Below are 24,522 nucleotides of genomic sequence, written 5' to 3' on the forward strand. Positions count from 1 at the left end.
TGTACCACTACATTATTGACGGATAGAAGAAGCACGGATGATCAATTCGGTAGGCAACAACGCTCTCGCTGATTCGGTTACCGTCACAACAGCGTTATTTGCTTTATGCGCGTTACCTACAGACCCATGCATAAGCTTCGATGCTGCTAGTTCACCCATCTCAAAAAATGGAACCCTGACGCTGCTCAGCGGTGGAACCGCCATCTCGGCGGCATCGGAGTCGTCATAACCCACGAATGCCGGAAAATCCGCAGGCCCTATTCCCCGCTCACGTAAACCATGCATGACACCAATGGCCATCCGGTCATTGGCAGCAAATACAGCATCAATCTCATGCAGCCGATCTGCTACAATCGCTGCCGCCTCAATGCCGCTTCTTCTACTATAATTCCCCTCAAGCAACAGACTCGGGTCCAGCTCCATACCTGCTTCCTTCAGGCCAAGTCGGACACCATCCATTCGCTCCTGGCTGTTGGAATAGCTGTCTGGACCATTGAGAAAAGCGATTTGGCGATACCCTTGATCCGTAAGATGGCGTATGGCAAGCCTGCTGCCTTCCACATGATCCGCATCCACTTCCGTGAACGATTGGCCCGCAAAATGCTGATTCATGACACAGAACGGGTGTCCTTCCTGTTGAAGCTGCTGCATGGCTGCGAGTTCTTCATGTTCATCTCTGGCACCAAGGATAATGCAAGCGTCCACTTTCTGACGCCGAAACAGATCCGTATAGTTCATCACTTCACCGGGTGTCCGGAACATAACCAGCAGGTCCATGCCATTGTCTCTGGCTTTGCTTCCAATTCCACTCAGCATTTCCGAGAAAAAATAAGCCGAGAACAGATGCGCCTTCGGAACATAAGGCAATACTACGCCAAGGTTCCCGCTTTTACTTCTGGCAAAACTGCGAGCAAGAGCACTGGGCACATAGCCTAGCTGTTCGGAAGCTTCAAGAACCTTGCGGCGTGTCTCTTCTTTAATAGGACCTACCCCATTATGCACCCGGGATACCGTCGCCTCGGAAACACCCGCAAGATCAGCCACTTCTTTACGAGATGCCATGAATTTCACCCCTTTCCAGCTCACCGTTAATCATGGAATAATTAAAAATCGATATTTATGTACGCGCGTACATTTTCTCACGTCATGTAAACGTTGTCAATGCTTTTAACATAAATAAATAATGAGGGTTTGGGTTAATCCAAGCCCTCATTATTATCTTGCCAGAGTTGGTACTTTTATTATCTCCATGCCCTGTAACCTTAGGGGTTCAAGTTACTTAGCCAACACACTACAACGATAACGGTTGCTGCTATTTGTTCAATTCATGGAGAGTGCAACTCACAACGTCGTTGTAACGCCAAGATCAACGGAAGATTGACTAAACTCAGCCTGTTCCATCGTTTTTACATGATTCGGAATGCGGTCCGATGGTTCTGGCGTGGATTGGAGCTGTCTTACTTTGTGCAGTACTTCTTTGTTAGGCAGGAAGTGTTGGGAACGAATGAATCGGATGGTTTTGGTTTTGGCACGCATGACAATCGAATCCGTCTCGGCCCGATCATCCGCAAGATATCGTACTCCTCCCAAGATCTCGCCTGGCGTCACACCTGTTGCGGCAAAAATGACGTCCTCCGTGCCGATCATATCCTGCATCGTTAACACTTTGTATGGATTATCAATCCCCATCTGCAGACAGCGCTGGAATTCGTCCGCGTTAGCTGGCATCAGGCGACCTTGAATCTCGCCCCCGAGGCAGGAGAGCGCCGCGGCAGCCAGCACACCTTCAGGCGCTCCTCCAGATCCAACATACAGGTCAATGCCTGCCTCCGGGAAGGCCGGTGCCATTGCACCCGCCACATCACCGTCACTGAGGAACTTGATCCGCACGCCGACCTTGCGCAGGGTCTTAATTGTGCTCTCATGTCGCACACGATCCAGAATCATTACTGTTAGATCCGAGATGTTTTTGTTTAATGCGACAGCGGCTTTCTCCAGTGTGACTTCAACCGGATCTTCAATGCTGACCTTGCCTACAAGCGCAGGTCCTACCGCCAGTTTCTCCATATACATGTCCGGTGCGTGAAGCAGGTTACCTTTTCCCGCCACTGCAATAACCGATAGAGCGTTGTTTAGTCCTTTGGCCACGATCTCTGTACCTTCGAGCGGGTCTACAGCCACGTCAACCTCAGGCCCCTCAGCGTTGCCCACTTCCTCGCCGATGTACAACATGGGTGCTTCATCCATTTCTCCTTCACCGATTACCACCGTGCCGCGAATGGACACGGAATCGAACATGGCGCGCATGGCCAAAGTAGCTGCTTCATCTGCACTGTTCTTGTCGCCTCGTCCCATCCAGGGTGCTGAAGCTAACGCAGCCAATTCTGTTACTCTGACAATTTCCAACGCCAGTTCGCGTTCCATTTTTCCCACTTCCTTTCCAATTTCCAAAAGCATATCGTGAAAGCGGTACTAAATCCATCGCAAATCCATATGAAATCGATCTATAAAAGGCGTAGTAGCGCCTTTTGAACAATTTATACCTTATTTATCCAATTAATATTTTGATTGATTTCACTTCTTTTTGGGTTTGTTTCAAGAGCCCATTCGATTGGAGTTTTCTCTTGAAATATTAATTCATTTTCCATTTTCAGCTTAAAAATACAGAAAGTTCAACCTGGTTAATTAACATGTTCGTTTATGCGCAAAAAGTTCTTTTAACATGAGGAATATACAACTCATAACGTAATTTTCAAGAACATAACGCTCTCTAACAAACAACGAACGAAAACGATTTTCGACTGACTGTCCAAATGTAAAAATAAACTAATAAACTGTAATAATAGTCCTTGAGGTTAGCCGGCTGCCTTCACAATTATTAAGCTAAATTCCACTGCCAAACAAGTATTAATCAGATCTTTAACTTTTACTAAAGCCATAGATACAGTTTATGAAGGTCATCGAAAATAATAAGTTTACATAATATTTGTTATGTAGAATTTCTCATCCATTTTTTTATTTTAGTATTCAACGGTTCTGTCAAAACATAAAAAAGCCCGAAAGAATTCTGCTTAACAGCATTTTTTCTCCCAAGCTTCCCCCCCATTGGACCAGTTAAACAGTTAAAGTATCGTTTTGGACATTATAAAATCAATCTGCTGCTCATCTCCCATGTAAAAAGCATGAGCTCCAGTCTGTACAAACCCCATCTTTTCATAAAAGGCGATGGCATTTTCGTTTTTCTCCCACACCCCTAACCAGATCTTCCTTTTATGATTTTCTGTTGCCATTTCTATCGCTTTATGGAGCAATACTTTACCAAGGCCATGTTTTTGGAACTCTTTCTTGATGTATACCCGCTCAATCTCAAGGGATTCGACGCCCATCTTCTCAGATTGCGCATCATTGATATTTACTTTCATGTACCCTGCAAGTTCATGGATGACATAAATAAAAAGAAATTGTGAATCCGCCATGGAAAGTTCCGTTTCTAATTGTTTCCGATTAAACGCCTTTTCCAGATAAGCTTTCATATTTTCGGGTGAATTTTGCGCTTTAAACGTTTCATTAAATGTCTCATAACTGATCTCCTGCAGTGCACTTATATGTTCACTGGTGCATCTCTCTATACGAATCGTCATCTATATTCACATTCCTTTAACAAGTTAATCATGAATCATTTGTTGCAAATGCAATAAAAAAGGATTACATTGAATTTATCTTATTTTTGTTGTATTTGCAACATAATATCAAAAAAGAGGTTGAATGAATTGAAATATGTGCTTTTTGTCGCAGGTATTCTCATCTTAACACTTGGCATTTCTATTACCATCCAATCCGATCTGGGCACCTCGCCGTTTGATGCACTTTTGGTAGGGCTTTCCCAACATGTAGGGCTAAGTGTAGGAAGCTGGGAGGTCATCATTGCTTTCCTATTGATAGGATGTAATTCGCTCCTGAAGCAGCAAAAACCCGAGTTTATGGGGCTCGTCACCGCATTCATTACTGGTGTGGGGATTGATCTATGGCTTTATGTATCTAAATCTTTAATCACGCCCGAGGTTTGGTACAGCAAACTCATGACTTTTGTCATTGGCTTAGTGATCATAAGTATCGGCACGGCCATCTATTTACAGACTAATTTCGCACCCATTCCCGTTGACCGCTTAACGTTAATTCTGCATGAGATCACTAGAACTCCCTTATTTGTATCGAGAACATTCATTTACTTTGTATTTCTGATTTTGGCATTCCTCCTCAGTGGGCCGATCGGGCTTGGAACGTTGTTAACCGTCTGCTTTGCAGGTTTACTTCTTCAGTTCATCATGGCACATACGAAAAAGATAATAGATCGCATAGTAACACACAAGGATACATCGTCACATGCTGAACGGGAAAAAGAACATTCCGTCTAACGGGTATAGACACACTTCACAATAAAGGGCTGGATCAGAGGTCTAACCCCTGATCCAGCCCCTTAACCGTTCTCTCTACCTTACGGCTCAATTCCCCACACAAGCTGACCGTTCACATACCCGGTGACCTTATCATGGTTTGCGAACTGACTACCAGATGCCTTGAAAGAGTAATCATCAGTCTGAGTGTAGTTCGACCAATTGTTTTTGGAAAAGCGTGCTTGAACCTCTGCGCTCTGGCCCGCATTCAGTGATCCCGCCGCACTTGTGAAGCCTACTTCAAGATAATGATCCGCCCCGGCAACTGGAGTCGCCAGTTTAACGAATTGGCTGGTTACATTTGCACTGCCCATACTGGCCCAGTCCGACCAGAAGGTCTGAGGTTCTTCCCCGTCAATCGTATAGTAATACCGGAGTTTCACATCACTCAACGGGATGGCCGAATTACCAGAGTTGACCAATTTGAATTTGGGTGAAATTCCGTTAGTGGATGCACTTGTATTGCCGTTAAATGCTTGAATCGTCAAATCTCCGGCCGGCACAGTAACCGTGCTGTCTATTACATTCACTGTAAGCACAGCGTTATTACCGCCATTAAAGTGAAAGGTCAACATGTTCTGGCCTAAGGGCAGAGTAGCAAGATAGGTTTTGTTCAGAACAACAGCAGAGCTGGATGCTGTATAATTCTGACCTGCTACAAGAGTGAAATTCCCCTTCGTGATACTTGTGAGCTGACGGCCATTTAAGGTCAGAGATACATTAATATCTTGCGCGGAATTCGTCGCTTTATCGAATGTTGCATTCACGGGAGAAATCGCAGCATTCGTACTCGGTGTTGAATCCACAATTTTGACTTTTAACACAGGGTCCTGCCCTTGATTGAAATCCAGAACAATCGAATGTTCGCCAACTGGCAGGGTCGCCAGATAAGCTTTTTTCAGCAGCAGTGTGCTTCCGCTCAAGGTGTAGTCCGTTGTTGTGGTCAACACATTATTGCCTGCCCGAAGAGCAGTCAGCGTATGACCATTTGCATTCACAGTTACGGCCTTGTCACTTTGATTGGGTGTGTATTTGTCAAATTCGACGTTTGCAGGAGTAATGGATGCGCTGGGATTGGGATTGTTAACCTTTAGATTCGGCAACTCATCCAAAGTAATGACATAATCACTTTGGTAGAGCGTTTTCAACGTTGCCGGGTAATTAAATGCAGAACTCATCAGATGCTCGCCGTACCAAGGACAGAAGTACAGCCATCCTGATTTCTCTTCTGTCAGATTTTTCACGCTGGGAATCGTATCGTTCTCCGTCATCGCTACCATTTTCGTACCATCCGTCAACTCAACAAGCTTATAGAAAATCGAAGTGATTGCATCCTCATTGGGTACGCCGGACAAGCCGTCATAACGGTTGTAGATTGTATTGTATTTATCGTATCCGACGAGATCCACCTGATCATCGCCCGGATACCATGCTGGAGAAGTACTATATACATAGCTGTTGTAGGTCCAGATCAGATTGTGCAAGCCATACGTCTCCGTAAGTTCCGTATATAGCATATCCCATAGCTGTTTGTATACGTCTGCGCCTGCTGAAGCCCACCAGAACCAAGCTCCTTCCCCATTCAGTCCGCCGTTGCCTTCCGCTTCATGATACGGACGGAACAGAACCGGCACGTTGTTGTCCTGCAAAATTAGCAGTTGTTCTGCCAGATCCTCAATGGTCAACATCACGTATTGATACTCTTTCGTACCGGGAATTACCGCATTTGCTGTATTAAAATTCGTTTCGGTTGGCTTATACGTAGCTTCTTTCCAGTCTACAAAGTCACCGAGCTCATACGTATTGAAATTACGAGGTACATTGATATGCCAGGAAGCTGTTGCAATACCTTCACGGTTATTCACCCAATCAATCATGCGATCGGTTGTACCGTCCTCCCAACCATACAGCGGATTGTAATTCATGAAATCAAAGCCGCGAATAGCCGGATACTTTCCAGTCAGATCATGAATCCATTCGAATTCAAGCTCCGAATCTCCGTCATTCCCTCCTCCGTAGATTTCTTGCTGACCCGAAATAATATGGTTACCGTATACCTCCGTTAAATAGTTCATCAAAATTTGTGTTTCCGGTGTGGCCTCAGGATCACTTAGAATTGGCTGTACATTCAGGGGATCCAGATCCGCATGATCCACGGTAAAAGTATCAAAATACGCGAAGCCCCAACCTGCCTTCAGCTCAATGGTATTACTACCCTGATTCAACTTGTGAAAGCCAAAATCGAAGTCTGACCACGTTGTCGTATACGGCAGCATGTACGCCCCCTTCGTAACACCGTTAACAATTAAATTTTGAGACCTTCCATCCGCACTAAGCTCCTGCATATATCGTGTGGAGATTGCGTACATGCCGGTTTCCGGGACAGTAACGGTGAAAGTTAATGAGCCAGAGTTCTGCATCCAGACAAATCCTGCCCCCGAAAATCCGGGCTTGGGTTGTCCATAGATTGAAGTAACCACTTGAAGATCCGGGGTGAGCTGCGTATCTTCGCTTTCGAGGGTGAACAGTGGGGTGTCTGCATGAACGGGCGCTATCATTAGTCCAAGCAGCAGGGCCAATGCCAGCATCATTGCGGTTGCCTTTTTGAGCAAATTTTTCATCAATTCCATCTTCCTTCCCGAGTGAAATATGATAATGAAATGTCAATGAACCCATTCATGATGGCGCTTTCACAGTTAACATAGCATGTGCATCAATATTTGTAAATATATGGTGATTGTATTTATTGAAACTTCTTTTATACCATCAATTTATACACTTTTGTGAAAAATCATCTATATTCAAATGATTTTCCGAAAACGGTTCATTATCAAACGAAATTGGTTCGAAAATTCACCCTCATCATGTATTATGTGTTTGGCAAAAACCTTGATAAAAAAACAAAAAAGCATTCCTGGGTCGAATGCCTTTTCAGAGAACGTTCCGTCAATTTCACCCTGCTTATGTCTACGTTGTGCGTTCCAACTCAACCAACGGTCTCCTCGGCAGACGTTTCCTTTATCGCACAGCGTTCTCCTGCCTTGTGTACCGCACGAATAATGCCACCGTAACCGGTACAACGACATAGATTCCCGCATAATCCCGTTTCTATCTGTTCTTGTGTAGGCTCAGGATGTGCATCCAGCAATGCTTTGGTTGAGATCACCATGCCCGGAGTGCAGTAGCCGCACTGAAAACCACCTTCCTCCACAAAAGCCTGTTGAATCGGATGCAAAGTCCCTTTCTCATCCCCGTGCAGACCTTCAATCGTCGTAATTTCACTACCATCACATTGATAAGCCATGACAAGACATGAATTCACGGGCTCTCCATCCATCAGAACCATACATGCGCCGCAGCGGCCAACTTCGCAAGATACTTTGGTACCCGTCAGTTGCAAATGAGTCCGAAGCACATCAACAAGTCGGGTCGTTTGCGCAATCTCCAGATGTTTCTCTTCGCCATTCACAACGGCTTTCCAGTGACTCCCTAGTGGCTTACTCATGATGGACTCACTCCTTCCTGCAAAGGTACATTTAAAGGTCTGACCAGTTGTTCCCTCGGTACAGGAAGACGGTTAACCCATACACCTGTCGCCTGATGTATTGCGGCTGTAATGGCTGGTGCAAGCGCTACGGAGCCAATCTCGCCGATCCCCCTTGGACCGAATGAATCACCCTCGGGCAAGTCTTCAATGGCTTCAACCTCCAGATGAGCATGGATATCCTTAATGGTTGGGATCAGATACGTGTCGAGATTCGTGGTTACATAGCGGCTGTCCTGCATGATCGCATCCTCGCTCAACGTGAATCCAAGGGCCATGACACTGCCGCCTTCAATCTGTCCGATATAGCCCATGGGGTTGATAACCGGACCTGCCGCTACAATATGGCGTGTATCGAGCAGCTTGGTTTCTCCGGTCAAAGTATTGACCTCCACCTCTGCTGCAACCGCCGCATACGTATACAAATAATGCCCGCCTACCACATTGTCCGGCGTAGTTGGGTAATCAAACTTCGTATCGAAAATCCAGTCATCGGTTTCGCCCTGCGTCGCGAGTTCAGCATACGAGATCACGAAGCCTGAACGTATTCCTGCTTTCGCAATCGGATCAGATGCACGTTCATGTTCAACATGTTGATCTACTGCATTCAGCGCTGGAATTTCACTCTTCTCGCTTTTTCCTGTGACTTGCACATCTGTTGCTGCTTCTGAAGTTTCGGCAGGAAGCTGGACTTTGCGCCATATCCCCTCAGGTCCTGTTACCAGTTCATTCGCCGGAATGCCCGACTTCTCAGATGCAACAGCGAGAACACGGGAACGAAATGGAGTCTGCAACCGTTGAAGGGCCATCCAGGCCATCGTTGTTGAACGTGAAGCTGTGCTTGACCCGCTGTGTGGCACACGATCCGTATCTCCAATAATGATACTGAGATCCGCTGTACTGCACTGGAAAAGATCACACAGCATAATTTCCAGCGTTGCAACGAGCCCCTGACCGAATTCCTCGTAGCTGAATGCCACTTCAATCTTGCCTTCATTATTCAGGGACAGACGGCCGCCCGCTGGGTCTGGAATGCCATAACCCAGCCCTGCACCATGCATGGCAATCGCTGCTCCGACACCGCGTTTGATCCAGGGCGGCAGAGAAGGATCTGCCGGGGAATGCTGATGTTTCTGCCACAGTTCGGAGCGATCCAATGCCTCCCATACTTGGGACAGTCCATCCGTAACCAGAATACGTTGATTCAGCGGTCCGGGATCATTCTTTTCTCTCATATTACGTCTGCGGAACTCCCAAGGGTCCATGTTCATGATTTCTGCAAGCCGATCCAGCTGGCCTTCCATGGCAAAAATCGCCTGGTTCCCACCAAATCCGCGAAACTCACCGGACAATCCATTATTCGTATATACAGATACACCTTCCACATCCACATTCGGAATGGCGTAGGGTCCAAGGCAATGCTCGGTACAGAAGTTCAGCACCGGTGCACCCAATGTCGCATACGCGCCAGTATCTGCTGTAATGCGGACACGATGCGCTTGTATGATACCTTCTTGAGTCATACCCGTTTGCATTTCAATCTTCATTGGATGCCGTTTCAACCCTGCACGCACGGATTCTTTACGTGAATTATGCATTTTCACAGGACGTCCGCATCTCAAGGCCAGCAAAGCACCATAAGGCTGTACGTTGAGTTCATCTTTTCCGCCAAATGAACCCCCAATCGGTGAAGACACCACGCGAATATCTTCTTCGGGACAGCCAATAATGCGCGCAAGCTGCATCCGGTCCTTATAACCATGTTGCGTTGCCGCGTATACATTCAGCCTTCCCTCTTCATCCGGAACAAACAAGCCACCTTCAGTCTCCATGTACGCATGCATCTGTCGAGGCGTATAATACGTCTCTGTCACGATATGATCACACGTGGCAAAAGCTTGCTCGGCGTCTCCACGTTTGATCTCCGTCCGATGCAGCACATTACCTGGACCATGCTCATGCAGCTCTGGTGCGCCGGGAGCCAATGCAGCATCTGTACTATTCAGCGGCGTGAGTTCCTCATACTCCACGCGAATCGCATCCAGCGCAAGTGCTGCACGTTCCGGGGACTCCGCGGCAACTGCTGCAATGGCATCCCCGACATAACGGACAATATCCTCGCAGAATACAGGCTGATCCGGGGTCGCAATGCCAAAACGATTCAGACCAGGTACATCTTTGGAGGTCAGAACCGCATATACACCTTCCAACGTTTCGGCTTCCGAAGTATCTATAGATAATATGCGAGCATGAGGATATTCACTTCGCAATACTCTTCCATGAATCATGTCAGGTAGCGTCATATCCGTCAGATATTGAAGCTGCCCTGTTACCTTGGGTGCCCCATCTGGCCGCAAATGCCAGCGTTTCCCACTCTGTTTCCGATTCAACAGCATGATCCCTCTCCCCTTTACTTGATCCCATTGATCTATTCGTGAAGTGCCTCCCATAGCCCCGCGCCAAGCATATTGCCTGCGGTCTGCTTGCGATAATGTTCCGTTGCAAATGCATCCCCATAAGTTATTAACTCGTCAGCCACAGCAGCAGCAAGAGCCGCCGCTTGCATGACAGAAGCTTCGCTATTCAGAAGCTGTTGTTCTGACTCCAGCAGTCTCATTGCCATGCCTGAGCCCCCGCCTGCGGCAATCGCAATCCTGATCCAGCGATGATCCGAATCCATCTCACCGTATAACGCAACCGTCACCAGCGATGCACTGAACGTCTCCCGTCGACCCAGCTTGCGGTAAAAGGAAACTTCTCGTGTAGCAGGTCTCTGCTGCTCACCGTCCACATCGAACATAGATGACGATCTTATCGGAATATGAATCGAGATCAATACATCCCCTGGATTACGGCTGCCATCCCTTCCACCCTGAAGCCAGGAAGACACACTGCGAGTCTCAATTCCTTTGTCAGTCAACCAGTGCAGCTCCGCATCATATACAAGCAAAGCAGGCAGGGTATCGCCTACTCCGGATACAATATTCCCGCCAATGGTTGCCACATTTCGAATGGAAGGAGCTGCAATTGCATTCACCGCTTCTTGCAGGATCGGCAGTTGATGCAGCAACGCCAGTGAAGCACATTCCTTTAATCGGGTCATTGCGCCAATGACGATCTCATCTCCGCGATTCGATATACCGCTCATTTCAGGAATACGAGCCAGGCTGATCATGTGTTCAGGTGCTGGAACCAAGCCGCCCTCCCACTGGGTTCGCAGCAATGTTCCGCCTGCCGTGAAACAACATATTCCCTTCAGTCTACTTCTTAACGTTTGCAGTTCTTCTAGGCTCTCAGGCTGCCATACGGATGGCAATGCTCCAGAACCGTACGCCGGTGTTACCATCGCTGCATCCCCTTTCTCTCTCTTCCTTGGGTAGGAAATTCAACCGTCTGAACCAGATAATTCTTCAAATCATATGAGAGTTGAGCAGCAACGTCAATTACCTTCACATCGTTTTGGATAAATGTATAAAACCTGCGTTCCATTTGTGCTTGATGCATTATGATCTTTCAAAATCTAACATAAAGTCTCTTCCACCACCTGTGAAAAGAAGGCAAAAAGGCCACCCAGACTGCCTGGCTGACCTCATCATGTTATTATTTTATACATGGTTATTTATTTTCTCCTGATATATAGTCTGCCTGCCCGATTCAGTTACATGACTCAAAATACGTTTTAATTCCGGTTCCGTATCCGCATCCCAGAAACGAGTCTCAGGCAGGGGTACGTGTACACCTGAATAGTTAGTGCTGCGCATAATCTTGCGCGCCCCCTCATCTCCATGCAGAGACAACAGAGGTCCGAACATATGGGAGCGAAAAGCAACGGGCGGCTTGCCGCCCTCACCATCGGTAGCTGCGACATAGTCACACAGCTTGTGGGTAGCCAGTGCTGCAGTCACCCGATTAATATCCTGCGCTTTTAGTAAAGGCTGATCACCCAGCAACATGAGAATGCCCTCCGGTTTGTATTCCATGGCCGACAATACGCCAGAATGAAGAGAGTTGGCCATACCGCAAGCATAGTCAGCACAGGCTACAATTCGAAGTCGCGCTGTGGGATGATACACATACGTGGCAGAATCAATCCATTTTACAGGCAACCAAGCCAATGAATCTTCCGGTTTGACTACACAGATCACCTGATCCAGATCCGAATCCAGCGCAGCTTCCAGTGACCATGTAGCCAGTGACCTCCCGTCTGGCATGACAACCGAGAGTTTATCCCGACCAAGGCGTGAACTCCTACCTGCCGCCAGAACGATGCCCGTCATTCGCATGTGCAACGCCTCCCTTCTCCACCACCCCAGTACTCAAGGCAGAAACCTTATGTTTACATGCAATCAATTGCGCTGCAATGCTGATGGCGATCTGTTCGGGACCGTCTGCTCCGATGCTCAAACCAACGGGAGAATGCACATATTTCAACGATGGTAAGCCATCCAGCAGACGAGCTGTTCGTGTCCTGGAACCCATGATGCCAAGATACGCGTACTCACAGTCCACTAACATCTCCAACAGTTCACGTTCGCGGGGAAAATTGTGACTCATCATAATCAAATAATCCCCGTTGTTTACATTTAACAGAGGCATGATCTCACATGGGAAACCCAATACGAGCTCAGTTCCAGGGAACCGTTCCAAGGTGCATAAGGTCTCTCGCCAATCGGCTACCACAACACGGAATCCTGCGGATTGGGCAAGTCTGGCAACAGGAATAACATCATTTCCGGCTCCGATGATAATCAGGCGAGATTTGGGCGTGTACTGCGAAGTGAGTTGCTGCGGGAGATCCCAAGGATTCGTTGAAATCGCATCGTTAGTCAGTATATCAGCCTCAGAGATATGTTGTGAATCACCGGACGGAGGGGAAGAGTGAGATCCGTGTGATGTAGCAGGTACCATCTCAGGCACAAGCGTAAGGCGAGGCAGTTTGGAATCGAGAGATGGTTGTGTTGATGTCATATGTTCATATCTGATATTCCCACTGCTGTGTTGTACATCAGTCTGCAATGAAGTTAGATTATCATTTGCCAGAAGATCATGAGGAGGGACGAGCGCAGGACGTAAGACTGGCTGGTGCCCCTTTTCCGTAGGTTCAATCCGTTTCCAATCATATCGAACTTTCGTATACTCTTCCTGAAATGTTCGGGTTAACACTGTTGGAGCCCCGGATTGCATACACTCATGCATCTTCTGCATAGCAGATCGAAGTTCACCATACACAGGTTCAAGCAATACAACAACGAGCCCCCCGCAACCAATCGATTCACCCCAGGACAGATCATCCTCGGGACGCATGTCGTACTCCGCGAATTCCATCTGGTTTGTATCCAGCACATGGCTCACCCGGGCCTGAAGATCACTCTCCAGGCATCCCGGACTGATACTGCCAACCATTTTGCCATCCTCCGTCAACAGCATAGAGACTCCCTGCTTACGGTAAGCATGACCCTCTACCTTGATTGCTGTTGCGAGTACACAGCGCGTTTCACGGGCTGCGATTGCACACAGATCATGCATTTCCATAGTCGTCTCCATCCTTTCCGGAATCGCATAAGTTCCCTTCAATCAGATGCGCTTCATCAATCTCGCAATGCTTTTATCTGACTCACGCAGCACAATGCCACGATCTATCGTCTGAATCTTGCGATTCTTGAGTACAATGCTGCCATCGATAATAACAGTGTCCACACAGCTACGTGTTGCAGAATAGACTACGCGAGAATAGACATCTGTCTCATAGGAAGGGTAGGTGTGGAAATCATCCAGATCCAGCAGCAGCATATCTGCCTTTTTGCCCACTTCGAGACTGCCGATTTCCTTCGACAAGCCAAGCACCTCTGCACCACCCATGGTAGCCATGCGTAATACGGTCCGGGCATCCATCACTGTAGGGCCATGAGGAATCTTCTGCATCAGCGCTGTGAGGCGCATCTCCTGAAACATATCCAGATTGTTGTTGCACGCTGCACCATCGGCCCCGATCCCAACTGCGATCTGACGATTCAGCAGATCCGGAATATCCGCTACTCCAGAGGAAAGCTTCATATTCGATCCAGGACAGTGAGTGACTTTGACTCCGCGCTTGCGGATGATCTCTTTCTCTTCCTCACTCAGCCATACACAGTGGGCCAGCACCAATCTTGGGGTCGCCAGACCAATATGATCAAGGTATACGATGTTACGCATTCCACGTTCATGTTCTACCAGTTCAATCTCTCCGCGATTCTCGGAGGCATGGGTATGAACTTTGACATGATATTTATTCGACAGGTCGCGGACCTCTACCAGCAATTCTTCGGTACACGATACAACAAAACGTGGACAGAACGCATATTGAATGCGACCTCCACCGAACCCGTTCCATTTCTCCAGCAGATCCACACTCTGTTGCAGCGAAGTTGCTGTATTCTCACGCAAAGGTTCCGGAACCTCGTCTCCATGATCCATCATCACCTTGCCGGAGATGACTCGGATGCCGCTCTGTGCCATCGCCTGAAATGCCGAGTCTGTGTGATGTACCGTCTCCATATCCAGAATGGTCGTAGTACCGCTAGAGATTAATTCGCCGAGTCCAAGCATTGCTGAATAGTACACAGACTCCTCATCATGCGCTGCTTCCAGCGGCCAGATCCGTTGACGAAGCCAATCCATCAGTTCCAGATCGTCCGCACGTCCACGGAATAAGGTCTGACACAGATGAATATGCGTTTGGATAAAGCCTGGCAACAGCACTTTGCCGCGCGCATCAATGACCTGGTCAGCCTGAACGTCAATGTGAGCTGCAATCTCCTTAATTTTGTTATCCTCGATTAACAGATCTCCAATGAACACTTCCTCTTCTGCATTCATCGTCACAAGCTGTGCGCCTTTCAGCAGGATCGTTCCCATGCCAATCTCCCCTATCTGTGTCTGTCTATATCGTTCAACTCGCTGTTATCGTGTAATTATCCAGTTGAATTTATAAGTTTTCCTGTAACTGTTACCACCCAATAGCCATACCATCGCCTCTGGGATCTGCCGCGCCGCTGATCATGCCATCCTCACGGATGACAATGCCTTGCGACTGTCCCATAATACCGTCCCACGGTGCTCTCCCTTCAACGTTATGTCCCCACTTGGCCAGGGTTGCACATACGTCATCGTGATATCGGTTCTCCACACGCATCGTATCGCCTTCTTCGCCCCATGTACGTCCATACACCCAACGCGGCAGGCTGATCGCTTCCTGAATGTTGAACCCGTAATCAAGTACGCCGGTAAGCACCGATAATTGGGTCTGCGGCTGACCTTCTCCCCCCTGTGTACCCACGAGCATATAGGGTTTGCCATCTCGTGTAACAAGGCCCGGCATGAGGGTGTGGAATGAGCGTTTGTTGGGTTCCAAAACGTTGGCATCCCTCGGATCTAAGGAGAAAAACGACCCCCGATTCTGCATGATCACCCCCGTATCCCCTGGGACATAGGCTGCACCAAAGTCAAAATATAAGCTTTGAATGAAGGAAATGGCATTGCCTTCGTTATCAACAACAGCTGCATACGCCGTGTCCTGACCTATTGTTTTGGACAAAAACGGCTGTGCCACAGGTGGAGCAGACTGAATCTCATTCCACAATTGGTCTCCATAATCCTTGGATAACAGATGTTCCAGCGGAATGTGCCTGAAATCCGGGTCCGTCAGATATTGGTCACGATCACGAAACGCCTTTTTCACCACTTCCGCCATCAGATGATAGAATTCCGGTGAGGTACGTGCAACCGAGGACAGGTCAATATGCTCCAGCATATTTAACATCATTAGCATGGAGAAACCCTGCGAGTTGGGCGGCATCTGATGAACTTCATACCCACGATACTCCGTACTGACGGGCTTCACCCATTCTCCCTGATGACCTGCAAAGTCCGCTGGTGCAAGCATGCCCCCATCCTCACGAATAGCTGAAGTCAGACGATCCGCGAGTTCTCCTGTATAAAAAGCATCTCGCCCTTCCGTCTGAATCAGACGAATGGAGGCAGCAAGATCAGGCTGGATCAATAGCTCGCCTTCCTGCAAAAGTGTACCCAAAGGCGCAAATACCGCTCGCAGCGGTGTATGCCCCATGATGTAATCTTCATCCCTTTCCATCCAAAGGCGGAGATTCCGGGATACAGGGCATCCTTTTTCCGCATACTGCGCGGCAGGTTCAAGCAGTTGCCCCCAGGTTAACTTTCCGTACCGGGACCAGACCTCCCACCATGCATCGACCATTCCCGGAACCGTGATGGCACTAAGCACACCGCGCTGAGGGATCGCACTCATCCCCATCGCTTTGAACGTATCCGCATGAATGCCTGCGGCTGAACGGCCACTTCCGTTGTAGGCGGTAATCTCACCGCTGGCTCCGTCATGAATCAGGAAGAAGGCATCCCCTCCAAGTCCGGTCATGTGCGGATATACCACACCCAACGCTGCACTGACCGCAACAGCAGCATCATAGGCATTCCCACCCTGCTGGAGGATGGAGCTTCCCACTGCACTCGCCAGATAATGAGGAGTGGTAACCATGACTTCTCTGGAGATTGGCATCTGGTTTAACATAAGGCTCCCTCCTTCCCTGCATACACATCCAATGCAGCCTGCACCGCTTCACCGGCAGGCAATACGTGTCGATGACGTACTAGTACGGCTTCCAGCGCTCCGAGCACATGAAGTACGTTCTTGCGCTGGCAGCTGAATCCCATTGTACCGATCCGCCAGATTTGTCCTTTCAGTGGTCCAAACGAACTCGCAATCTCAATGCTGAAGTCGTTCAGTAACATGCTGCGCACCGACTCACCATCAATCCCCTCCGGAATCGTGATACAAGTGACTACCGGAAGTTTACTGGACATATCCCCATACAGTTGCAGTCCCATTCCCTTAATTCCAGCGACCAATGCACGTTCATTCACAAGATGTCTCTGGAATCTGGCCTCCAATCCTTCTTGCAGCAGAATACGTAATCCTTCGTGAAGACCGTAGAGCATGGAGGTGGCTTCTGTATGGTGGTTCAGCCTGGCCGAACTCCAGTAATCCTGCAATTGGCTCAGGTCAAAATAATTGCTGGCAATCGTGCGGCCTTCTGCCCGTGCACTGGTTGCATCTCGCAGTCCGCGTTCAACGGTTTTGCGGCTCATCAGTTTCTGTTCCACACGACTGTTGTACGTGAGAGGTGCCATCCCTGAAGGAACGGACAGGCATTTCTGCGTCCCGCCCATCACCGCATCCAGACACCAGGCATCCGTCTCCACCGGCGTCCCGCCAATGGTAGCCACAGCATCCACGACGAGTAAAATATCAAGGTCGCGACAGGCTTTGCCAATCTCGGCAAGGGGCTGCATCTGACCGGTGGAAGTCTCACCGTGAACCATCGCAACCAGACTCGGTTTATGGGCATGAATCGCCTTGATCACCTCTTCCGGATCAAATACCGTTCCCCATTCCGTTTCGAAAAAAACAACCTCCGCACCACAGCGTTCCGAGATTTCAACCAGCAGATGTCCGAATCGTCCGTAGATCGGAACGAGAACTTTGTCACCAGGCTGGATCAAACTGACCAACACAGCTTCAATCCCTGAACGGGATGTACCATCGACTGGATAACACCACTCGTTATCTGTCATGTATAACTCACGCAGCATCGCCATCGTCTCGTTCATCAAGGATGTGAACTCCGGGTCAAACTGCCCCAGAATCGGAAAGGACAGTGCTCTGAGTACACGTGGATCAACTTCAACCGGTCCCGGGGTCATAATGGTCCGCAAGGACGGAGATAACTCTTTATAGTTGGACATCTACATTCAACTCCCGTAACCGTATTTATAGAGTAGCCGGACCAGAACCCGAAAACCGTGCATCAGGTCTGCTTCAGCTGTATATTCAAGCGGATTATGACTGATACCATCCTGACTAGGCACAAAAATCATGGCTGTCGGACAAGCCGGCTGAAAAATCTGCGAATCATGTCCCGCGCCGCTTGGCATTAGCCAATAAGACAGCTGTTCCTGCTCACAGGCATCCTGAAGGTCTGAGATAATCTCTTCACTCATCGGAATGGGCGTCACCGACAGATGTTCTTCCCAGTCCAGTCCGAGCTGCTGCTCGGCTGCGATCCGACTAAAAGCCTGAAGCATATCCTGCCAGCAGCGATCAATACTCTCCTGCCGGATATGGCGGATATCCAGTGAAAACACCGCTCGCGCTGCAACCACATTCCCAACACCCGGATCGGCTGTGATTCGCCCAACCGTGGCTACCAGCGGTTCTCCTGCTTCCAAAGCGATATCTCTTACTGCAGTAATCATCTCGGCTGCTCCAGCCAATGCATCCTTGCGCCAGGACATCGGTGTCGTTCCCGCGTGATTCGCTTCACCGCTTACGGCAATACTGAACCGCTTCTGACCTACAATGTCGGATACGACTCCAATCGAATGTCCCAGTCGTTCCAGAACCTGACCTTGCTCAATATGAAGCTCAATAAAGGCACCATAATTTTTCGCGGCAGGTCTATAGGCACTATCGGGCCCAAAACCCGCATCGTAGATCGCTTGTGCAAAGGTAACGCCGTCTTGATCCTTCAAATGCGCCACATCTTCCAGAGACGTTGTTCCTGTAATACTGCGTGATCCCCAATATGCATAAGGGAATCGACTTCCCTCCTCCTCACATAGGGAGACCACTTGAAGTGTGCGCTTCGGTGCTCCAAAATGTTTCTGCAAATACTCCAAAGCAAGGACACCCGCAACCACACCGTATGCACCATCATACTTGCCGCCGTACACCACGGTATCCATATGTGATCCAGTCACGATCGGTAATTCTTCAACACCAGTCGCTGATCCCTTACCCTCGGCCTTGAGTGTGCCATACAGATTCCCGGACTGGTCGAACTCGGGAGATAGTCCTTTTTCCTGCATTTTGGCAGCAAGAGCACCTTGGGCTTCACACCAAGCCGAGCTATACAACAGTCGTGTGACGCCACCCTGTGCGTCCGCACCAAATGTCGACAGCCAGTCAAGCATGGCTTGCAGCTCCACCTGTTCCACATTTGGCAAAGAAAGCGATGCATTATTAGTACCGGATGACCGTTGTACTCCTGACTCCGTCATGGCGTTTCCTCCGTTCCCGCTTCGATGGGATTAGAAGAGTACGCCGCGATGTGTTGCCCGATAGGCACAGGAGATAACCCGGATTCCGAGTCGTATACGCGCTGCCCACGGCAAAATACGTCTGCTATCTGACACTTGAATGTACGTCCCACATAAGGGCTCTGTTTATGCGTATAGAGCAAATTCTCCGTGTTCAGGGTTGTACTTTTCTCCCAGTCGATCAGCACCAGATCTGCATCCTTGCCGATCGCGATCTCTCCTTTGCTCTCCAGACCAAGCCTTCTGGCAGGTTGCAGGGAAAGCACTCTTCCAAGCAACGGGAGATCAATATTACGCTGAAGATGTGCGTCCTCCAGCATGATCAGCAGTGTGCTTTGTGCACCGGATATGCCGCCCCAGATTTCGAAGAAGTTATCCGATTGTTTCATGGATGGCGGACATGGAGAATGGTCCGAGGCAATAACATCAATCAACCCTGAAGTCAGTGCATCCCATAACTGCTCCTGTTCGGAAGAGCTGCGAAGCGGTGGAGCACATTTCGCTACAGCACCCAATCGGACGACATCCTGATCGGTCAGTGTCAGATAATGAGGGCATGTCTCCGAAGTGACATCCTGTCCCCGCCGTTTGGCCTCTGCAATCAGATCCAGCGCTTCCCGGGTGCTAATATGCACAAAATGCAGCGCACACCCGGTCTGTTCGCCATATTTCAACGCCCGGGCAACAGCAATGACCTCGGCTTCCGCAGGACGAGACCGGATGTAATCCATCGGTTCCGTCTTTCCCTCAGCGATGCTTCTCGCACCAAGTTCGGCAACGATGCCTTCGTCCTCTGCATGAAGTGCCAGCACACGCTTTAATGTTGCAATTTCGTTCATCCCGTCCAGCAGCGTATGGTCATCAGCTCTGGCAAAGATGTCTTCCCCTTCTCCACCCGGTTCCGACATGAATGCCTTGAATCCGGCAGCACCCAGCTGTGAGAGTGAAGCAAGTTCCTCACGGTTGCCAGGTACCAAACCTCCCCAGAAGGCATAATCCACATACGATTGGTTTGCCGCTGCTTTCCTTTTCATCTCCCATGATTCCGGCCTTGTGGTTGGCGGTACGCCGTTAAGCGGCATATCAACATAGGTCGTGATTCCCCCTGCGGCAAGAGCTGCCGAACCCGATCGGAATCCCTCCCAACTGGCGAGTCCGGGTTCATTGAAGTGTACATGAATGTCCACGACACCCGGCATCACTGTAAGCCCCTCAGCTTCTATGATGCAAGTCGCTTCACCAGGGGTCAGCCGTGTGGACAGTTCCGTAATTTTCTCACCCGTAATGCCAATATCCAGTTGTTCTACCCGATCTCTCAGCACCACCCGGGCCCCCCGGATTATGGTATCAAATGTTGTCATGTGGATGACCCTCCCTCTGAATCAGAACCGGATGTGTGCATGTTCAGCTTCCCCGGTATGTACTGTAACCTCCTGGAGCAATCAATAATGGAATATGGTAATGGCTTGAGGCATCAGATACGGCAAAACGAATCGGAACAATCGTCCATAATACCTGCCCCAGTTCCTCCAATGAACGATGTGCGTAATAACTCTCGACATGGAATTGAAGCTCATATATCGCTGGCTCCAACTTGCCTCCAGACAGCAGCGGTGCATCCAAACGCCCATCCGCATTAGTCACCGACTCAGCTACTTTTGTCTTGCTTTCCTGTTCTCCATCCCTCTTCAGGGTATACAGTTCGATCCGAACACCCGCAGCAGGGACGCCTTTGGATGTATCCAGCACATGGGTTGTAATTCGTCCATCAGACATCGACATTAGACATCACCTGCTTTCCCGGCGTCCCGGCCGTCTGTTCCCAGATCATCCCTTGTCATCGAGAAACCCTGGAATCCATAAGGTGGTCTCGGTTCAGTAAATACTTTGCCTTCCCCCTCTTTCACTTCCTCCAGCACTGTTTCCCAAGTCCGATTGTTGGATTCAAATGAAACCTCACTCAGTTGCTCAAATCGACTTAACAACCTTCGTCCAATCTGGTAGATCAGATGTTGAATGGAAGCGGATCGACACTCATGAAACACCGCAGCAGCCAAATCTCTGACCTGTTCCGCCGCTACATACCGTCCACGCTGATCATCCATGCCATCTCTCGGATCTTCATAACGCCAATTGATGTTCAGGAAAATAAATAAAGGCCGGTCCCATGTCTCTGGAAGAGTCGTATATTCATCCTGCATAAATCCGGCAAACTCACTCCCTTTGACCTTAATCAGTCTCAGATCGGCAACACCACTGAAATGGTTGCTTAGTTCAATTGCATCTCCCGTTCGTTCTGCCTCTATGGCAGCCGTCGCGCGATCATTCTGTGAATAACGGAATACGAGTGCACTCGGTCGGTAATTGCCTTCCAAACCAATCGGTATATCTTCAAAAGGGATCTGGTCCGCTGTCATCTGAACCTTGCTCATCTGCGGATACGTCTCCAGGAAACGCCGACTTACCAGCGCAAGAAATCCTTCGACCGTTGCCCCCGTGTAATCCGCTGCATGTTTGAGAATAAAATTTTTCATCGAATCGGTGGCCACCACCAGCGAATTATCCCCTTCTGCAAAAGAAGGCAAGAATTCATCGCCCTGCACAGCGACCTTAATGTTTAATCCAAACAAAATATTGCTGCGTCCCATGAATGGCGATTCCGGAATGGACTGTATACCCGTCAACGGTTTGGCGTAGGAACGGTACACCCACACATCCCCTTTGCCGTAATACATAGTCCGCTGCTGCACTGCGGCTGGCTTGCTCACGAACTCATGTTCATGACCGATCTGTGCGAGCCACTGCTCCAAGCGAATGCCCGCAATCTTGAATACTTCCCTCAAGGCAGTCTCGAATTCTTCTTCCCTGCCTCGGCGATGACGTTGCCTCATGGATTCGAGGATGGAGCTTGCGGTATGGCCTTTTACAGCCAGTATGAATGGAAAGCCGAATTGGCTTGTATATGCTTTGTTTAATTGTTGAAGTTCGTTGTATTGCTCTTGTGAGAGTGAATCAAGTCCTGCACCAGCTTGTTCCTGAACGGAATTGCTGCTCATGCTGATTCGCGCTCCAAGATCCGGGTGATTTCGAAGCAATTGCAACTTCACCTGGTCATCCGAGGCCTGAACCGCGTTCTTCATCACGTTCATCATCTGTTCAAATGAATCAAAAGGTCGTAAAAGCCCGGAACGCTCAGCCACCCATGGTGATTCCTCAAATAAGCCGCCAAACGTATGCACGAACTGCGTGATAGACCAGTTGTTAACAAGTTTAATTAAGTCGCTCATGTTAGAACCTCCGGTCTGTTATGGATTATTGTTCTTCATTCTAAGTGTCGTTCAATGTCGCGGCAACAATATTTACGCAATTTTGTAATATAACATAACATCATAGTTTCGATTTGTTTGCTGTGCACGGCAAGATTAGCTCTCCTTGCCCTTAAACATGAAAAAACCGCACTCCATCAAGGGAATGCGGTTCTGGGTTGTCTGAACCTGTAGCATTGTCACGATGCACAAGGTGCGGTCTAGAGTTGCATATTGTGCGGTTTTGCAGCTGCTTTGTCCCGCACAAACTTGCGGAAAGTGAATACCAGCTTTAATTTGAGCAGATCATTCGTTTTCTTAAAGTCCATTTGCAGCAAGCTGCCGACTTTCTCCATACGATAAGTGACTGTGTTGCGATGCACAAACAGCTGCTTGGCAGCTTCATTAATCAGTCCATCATTTTCGATAAAGGACTCCAATGTATTCATCAATACCTGATTGGGATCACCGTCTCTGGCAAGTAACGGTTCAAGTACTTTATTACAGTAGTTCTCCATGATGTTATCCGGTACGTGTTGGAACACATAGGCAAATTCGAGCATTTCAAATTGCAACGCACGGTCTTTCATGCCGAAACGACGAGCCAGTTGTCGCGTATCCAGACACTCTTGGTAAGCTTCACGGAGCGATTTGGGTTCATGTTTCATCTTGCTGATCCAGAAGCGCGGTGCCGGTGCTCCTTTCGCTTCTTGTGCTGCCAGAACATCACCGAACCGGTTCAATAGAAAACCTGACAGCTCTTCTCCATAATCTCGCCCTGTTGGACAGGTATAGATGGACAGTATGCCATCTTCTATCTGAAAATGCTGCGAGGCCGTGAATTGCATCAGCGGATTGTACTGCAATTCGCGATGAATCTGTTTAAGCAGTTTCCCCTCGGCAAACAGAGTCGGCTCAAGTGTAATGAATACGCACTGATAAGTTCCCTGGAACAGATGTACACCTTTGTTTTCACTCATGGTGGTTAATTCCTGAACGGTCATCTTGTTATCCAGGTATTGTGAAAGCAACGTACGCATCTCATCTTGCACGGTCGGATTAATATGCTCGCGATACGTCATATCCATATAAAATGCCAGTACATCAGCAGCCTGTTGGAACAGTTCTTCTTCTGCTCGAAGGGATAAGGCTGAATCGGTAAACACCAGCAACGATCCGTATTCTTCATCATTTTGTCTGATCGGTACGCGATGACAACTTCCCTGATTCCATTTCACTCGGTGCATGACAGATTTCCATGGCCAGCCTTGGGTTACCGCATCCCCTGCAATGCCTTCACTACCGTAAAGCACATGTCCACGTGAACCAATGACGGCAAGCGGATAGTTCAGTACAGTAGCTAGTTCGGCAAACACATTCCGGTGTGGCTGCTGTTGCAATGCAAACTGCATTAATTTCTTTTGCTTCTGCACAACCTCATGCAGCAATCGGTTACTGCGTTCATGTTCAGCCTTGAACAAAGCATTCATCTGGTCCGAAAAGGTGAATTGAAAAGGAAGCTCAAGCAATGGCAAACGAAGTCGATCAGCTTCCTCCACTATGCCTTGTGGAATGGACTGCCAGAAACGTCCAAGTTTGATACCGAGTCCTGCACAGCCGCGTTCGTTTAAGCGCCGCATCAAACGCAGCGCATCCGTCTCACTGTCTTTCATAATAAAAGCGGTGGTAAACAACATTTCTCCGGATTTGATCCAATCCGCGATATCAGGAGCGTCCATGACGTTAACGGATTTCATCATCCGTGAAGTCCCTTCTCCACCCGCAACCAGTTTGGCCTCTGACAACGGGTATACCTGTAAAGCCTCTTTAACCGTAAGTTGCATGGACACTACCTCCCATATATATAACACAATATTATGTTATTTTCGTATCCATAGAATTTATTCTGGATTACATTGCTAATTAAATCTATATTCATCCATTTAATTTCGTTTGTTGTTAAGTATTATAACATCATTCTTTCCGATAAAGCTTACACGACAAAAAAATAAAACCTATGACCTAATTACAGCGCACTTCCCTGTAA

18 protein-coding genes are annotated in these 24,522 nt (G+C 48.6%); 1 reads left to right on the top strand and 17 read right to left on the bottom strand.

What is annotated here, in order from left to right; translation table 11 throughout:
* Nucleotides 1-12 precede the first annotated feature (12 nt).
* The 3 genes from ACTHPG_RS11485 to ACTHPG_RS11495 form a co-directional block, all read right to left on the bottom strand.
* Complete coding sequence (locus ACTHPG_RS11485; protein WP_440389454.1) at nucleotides 13-1,062, bottom strand: LacI family DNA-binding transcriptional regulator; 1,050 nt, start codon at nucleotides 1,060-1,062, stop codon at nucleotides 13-15.
* Nucleotides 1,063-1,341: 279 nt separating this feature from the next.
* Nucleotides 1,342-2,424, bottom strand: coding sequence for a class II fructose-bisphosphatase (glpX, locus tag ACTHPG_RS11490; protein ID WP_440389455.1), 1,083 nt, complete (start codon nucleotides 2,422-2,424; stop codon nucleotides 1,342-1,344).
* Nucleotides 2,425-3,122: 698 nt separating this feature from the next.
* The gene (locus ACTHPG_RS11495) at nucleotides 3,123-3,641 is read right to left on the bottom strand and encodes a GNAT family N-acetyltransferase (RefSeq protein ID WP_440389457.1); all 519 of its coding nucleotides are present in this window, start codon (nucleotides 3,639-3,641) and stop codon (nucleotides 3,123-3,125) included.
* Between the two features lie 129 nt (nucleotides 3,642-3,770).
* Between ACTHPG_RS11495 and ACTHPG_RS11500 the strand changes: the two genes are divergently transcribed.
* Complete coding sequence (locus tag ACTHPG_RS11500; RefSeq protein ID WP_440389459.1) at nucleotides 3,771-4,415, top strand: YczE/YyaS/YitT family protein; 645 nt, start codon at nucleotides 3,771-3,773, stop codon at nucleotides 4,413-4,415.
* An 80-nt stretch (nucleotides 4,416-4,495) separates the two neighbouring features.
* Here the strand turns inward: ACTHPG_RS11500 and ACTHPG_RS11505 are convergent, their stop codons facing one another.
* The 14 genes from ACTHPG_RS11505 to ACTHPG_RS11570 all read right to left on the bottom strand — a co-directional run bounded on the left by ACTHPG_RS11505 (nucleotide 4,496) and on the right by ACTHPG_RS11570 (nucleotide 24,319).
* Complete coding sequence (locus ACTHPG_RS11505) at nucleotides 4,496-7,075, bottom strand: glycosyl hydrolase (protein ID WP_440389460.1); 2,580 nt, start codon at nucleotides 7,073-7,075, stop codon at nucleotides 4,496-4,498.
* Between the two features lie 365 nt (nucleotides 7,076-7,440).
* Nucleotides 7,441-7,959, bottom strand: a complete 519-nt coding sequence (locus tag ACTHPG_RS11510; protein ID WP_440389461.1) for a (2Fe-2S)-binding protein — start codon at nucleotides 7,957-7,959, stop codon at nucleotides 7,441-7,443.
* On the bottom strand, nucleotides 7,956-10,394 hold the full coding sequence (locus ACTHPG_RS11515) for a molybdopterin cofactor-binding domain-containing protein (protein WP_440389462.1): 2,439 nt from the start codon (nucleotides 10,392-10,394) through the stop codon (nucleotides 7,956-7,958). Before ACTHPG_RS11515 ends, ACTHPG_RS11510 begins: the two co-directional genes overlap by 4 nt.
* Before the next feature lie 32 nt (nucleotides 10,395-10,426).
* Nucleotides 10,427-11,344 carry an FAD binding domain-containing protein gene (locus tag ACTHPG_RS11520; protein WP_440389463.1) on the bottom strand — a complete coding sequence of 306 codons (918 nt, stop codon included), beginning with the start codon at nucleotides 11,342-11,344 and terminating at the stop codon, nucleotides 10,427-10,429.
* Nucleotides 11,345-11,603: 259 nt separating this feature from the next.
* Nucleotides 11,604-12,281, bottom strand: coding sequence for a nucleotidyltransferase family protein (locus ACTHPG_RS11525; RefSeq protein WP_440389464.1), 678 nt, complete (start codon nucleotides 12,279-12,281; stop codon nucleotides 11,604-11,606).
* Complete coding sequence (locus ACTHPG_RS11530; RefSeq protein WP_440389465.1) at nucleotides 12,247-13,530, bottom strand: XdhC family protein; 1,284 nt, start codon at nucleotides 13,528-13,530, stop codon at nucleotides 12,247-12,249. The genes ACTHPG_RS11525 and ACTHPG_RS11530 overlap by 35 nt, the downstream gene beginning before the upstream one ends.
* Nucleotides 13,531-13,572: 42 nt before the next feature.
* Nucleotides 13,573-14,895 (bottom strand): 5'-deoxyadenosine deaminase, encoded by a 1,323-nt coding sequence (locus ACTHPG_RS11535; RefSeq protein ID WP_062834805.1) that lies wholly within the window; start codon nucleotides 14,893-14,895, stop codon nucleotides 13,573-13,575.
* A gap of 91 nt (nucleotides 14,896-14,986) precedes the next feature.
* On the bottom strand, nucleotides 14,987-16,582 hold the full coding sequence (gene ggt, locus ACTHPG_RS11540) for a gamma-glutamyltransferase (RefSeq protein WP_440389466.1): 1,596 nt from the start codon (nucleotides 16,580-16,582) through the stop codon (nucleotides 14,987-14,989).
* The gene (locus tag ACTHPG_RS11545) at nucleotides 16,576-17,817 is read right to left on the bottom strand and encodes a pyridoxal-phosphate-dependent aminotransferase family protein (protein ID WP_440389467.1); all 1,242 of its coding nucleotides are present in this window, start codon (nucleotides 17,815-17,817) and stop codon (nucleotides 16,576-16,578) included. Before ACTHPG_RS11545 ends, ggt begins: the two co-directional genes overlap by 7 nt.
* 6 nt (nucleotides 17,818-17,823) lie before the next feature.
* The gene (locus tag ACTHPG_RS11550) at nucleotides 17,824-19,131 is read right to left on the bottom strand and encodes a Zn-dependent hydrolase (protein ID WP_440389468.1); all 1,308 of its coding nucleotides are present in this window, start codon (nucleotides 19,129-19,131) and stop codon (nucleotides 17,824-17,826) included.
* Nucleotides 19,128-20,531, bottom strand: coding sequence for an allantoinase AllB (gene allB, locus ACTHPG_RS11555; RefSeq protein ID WP_440389469.1), 1,404 nt, complete (start codon nucleotides 20,529-20,531; stop codon nucleotides 19,128-19,130). The genes ACTHPG_RS11550 and allB overlap by 4 nt, the downstream gene beginning before the upstream one ends.
* Before the next feature lie 43 nt (nucleotides 20,532-20,574).
* On the bottom strand, nucleotides 20,575-20,952 hold the full coding sequence (gene uraH, locus ACTHPG_RS11560) for a hydroxyisourate hydrolase (RefSeq protein WP_440389471.1): 378 nt from the start codon (nucleotides 20,950-20,952) through the stop codon (nucleotides 20,575-20,577).
* Nucleotides 20,952-22,457, bottom strand: a complete 1,506-nt coding sequence (pucL, locus tag ACTHPG_RS11565) for a factor-independent urate hydroxylase (protein WP_440389473.1) — start codon at nucleotides 22,455-22,457, stop codon at nucleotides 20,952-20,954. Before pucL ends, uraH begins: the two co-directional genes overlap by 1 nt.
* Before the next feature lie 239 nt (nucleotides 22,458-22,696).
* A complete protein-coding gene (locus ACTHPG_RS11570) occupies nucleotides 22,697-24,319 on the bottom strand; it encodes a PucR family transcriptional regulator (RefSeq protein WP_440389474.1) in 1,623 nt (540 codons plus the stop codon).
* Nucleotides 24,320-24,522 lie beyond the last annotated feature (203 nt).

This window comes from Paenibacillus sp. SAF-068, assembly GCF_051967555.1.
Classification (GTDB): Bacteria; Bacillota; Bacilli; order Paenibacillales; family Paenibacillaceae; genus Paenibacillus.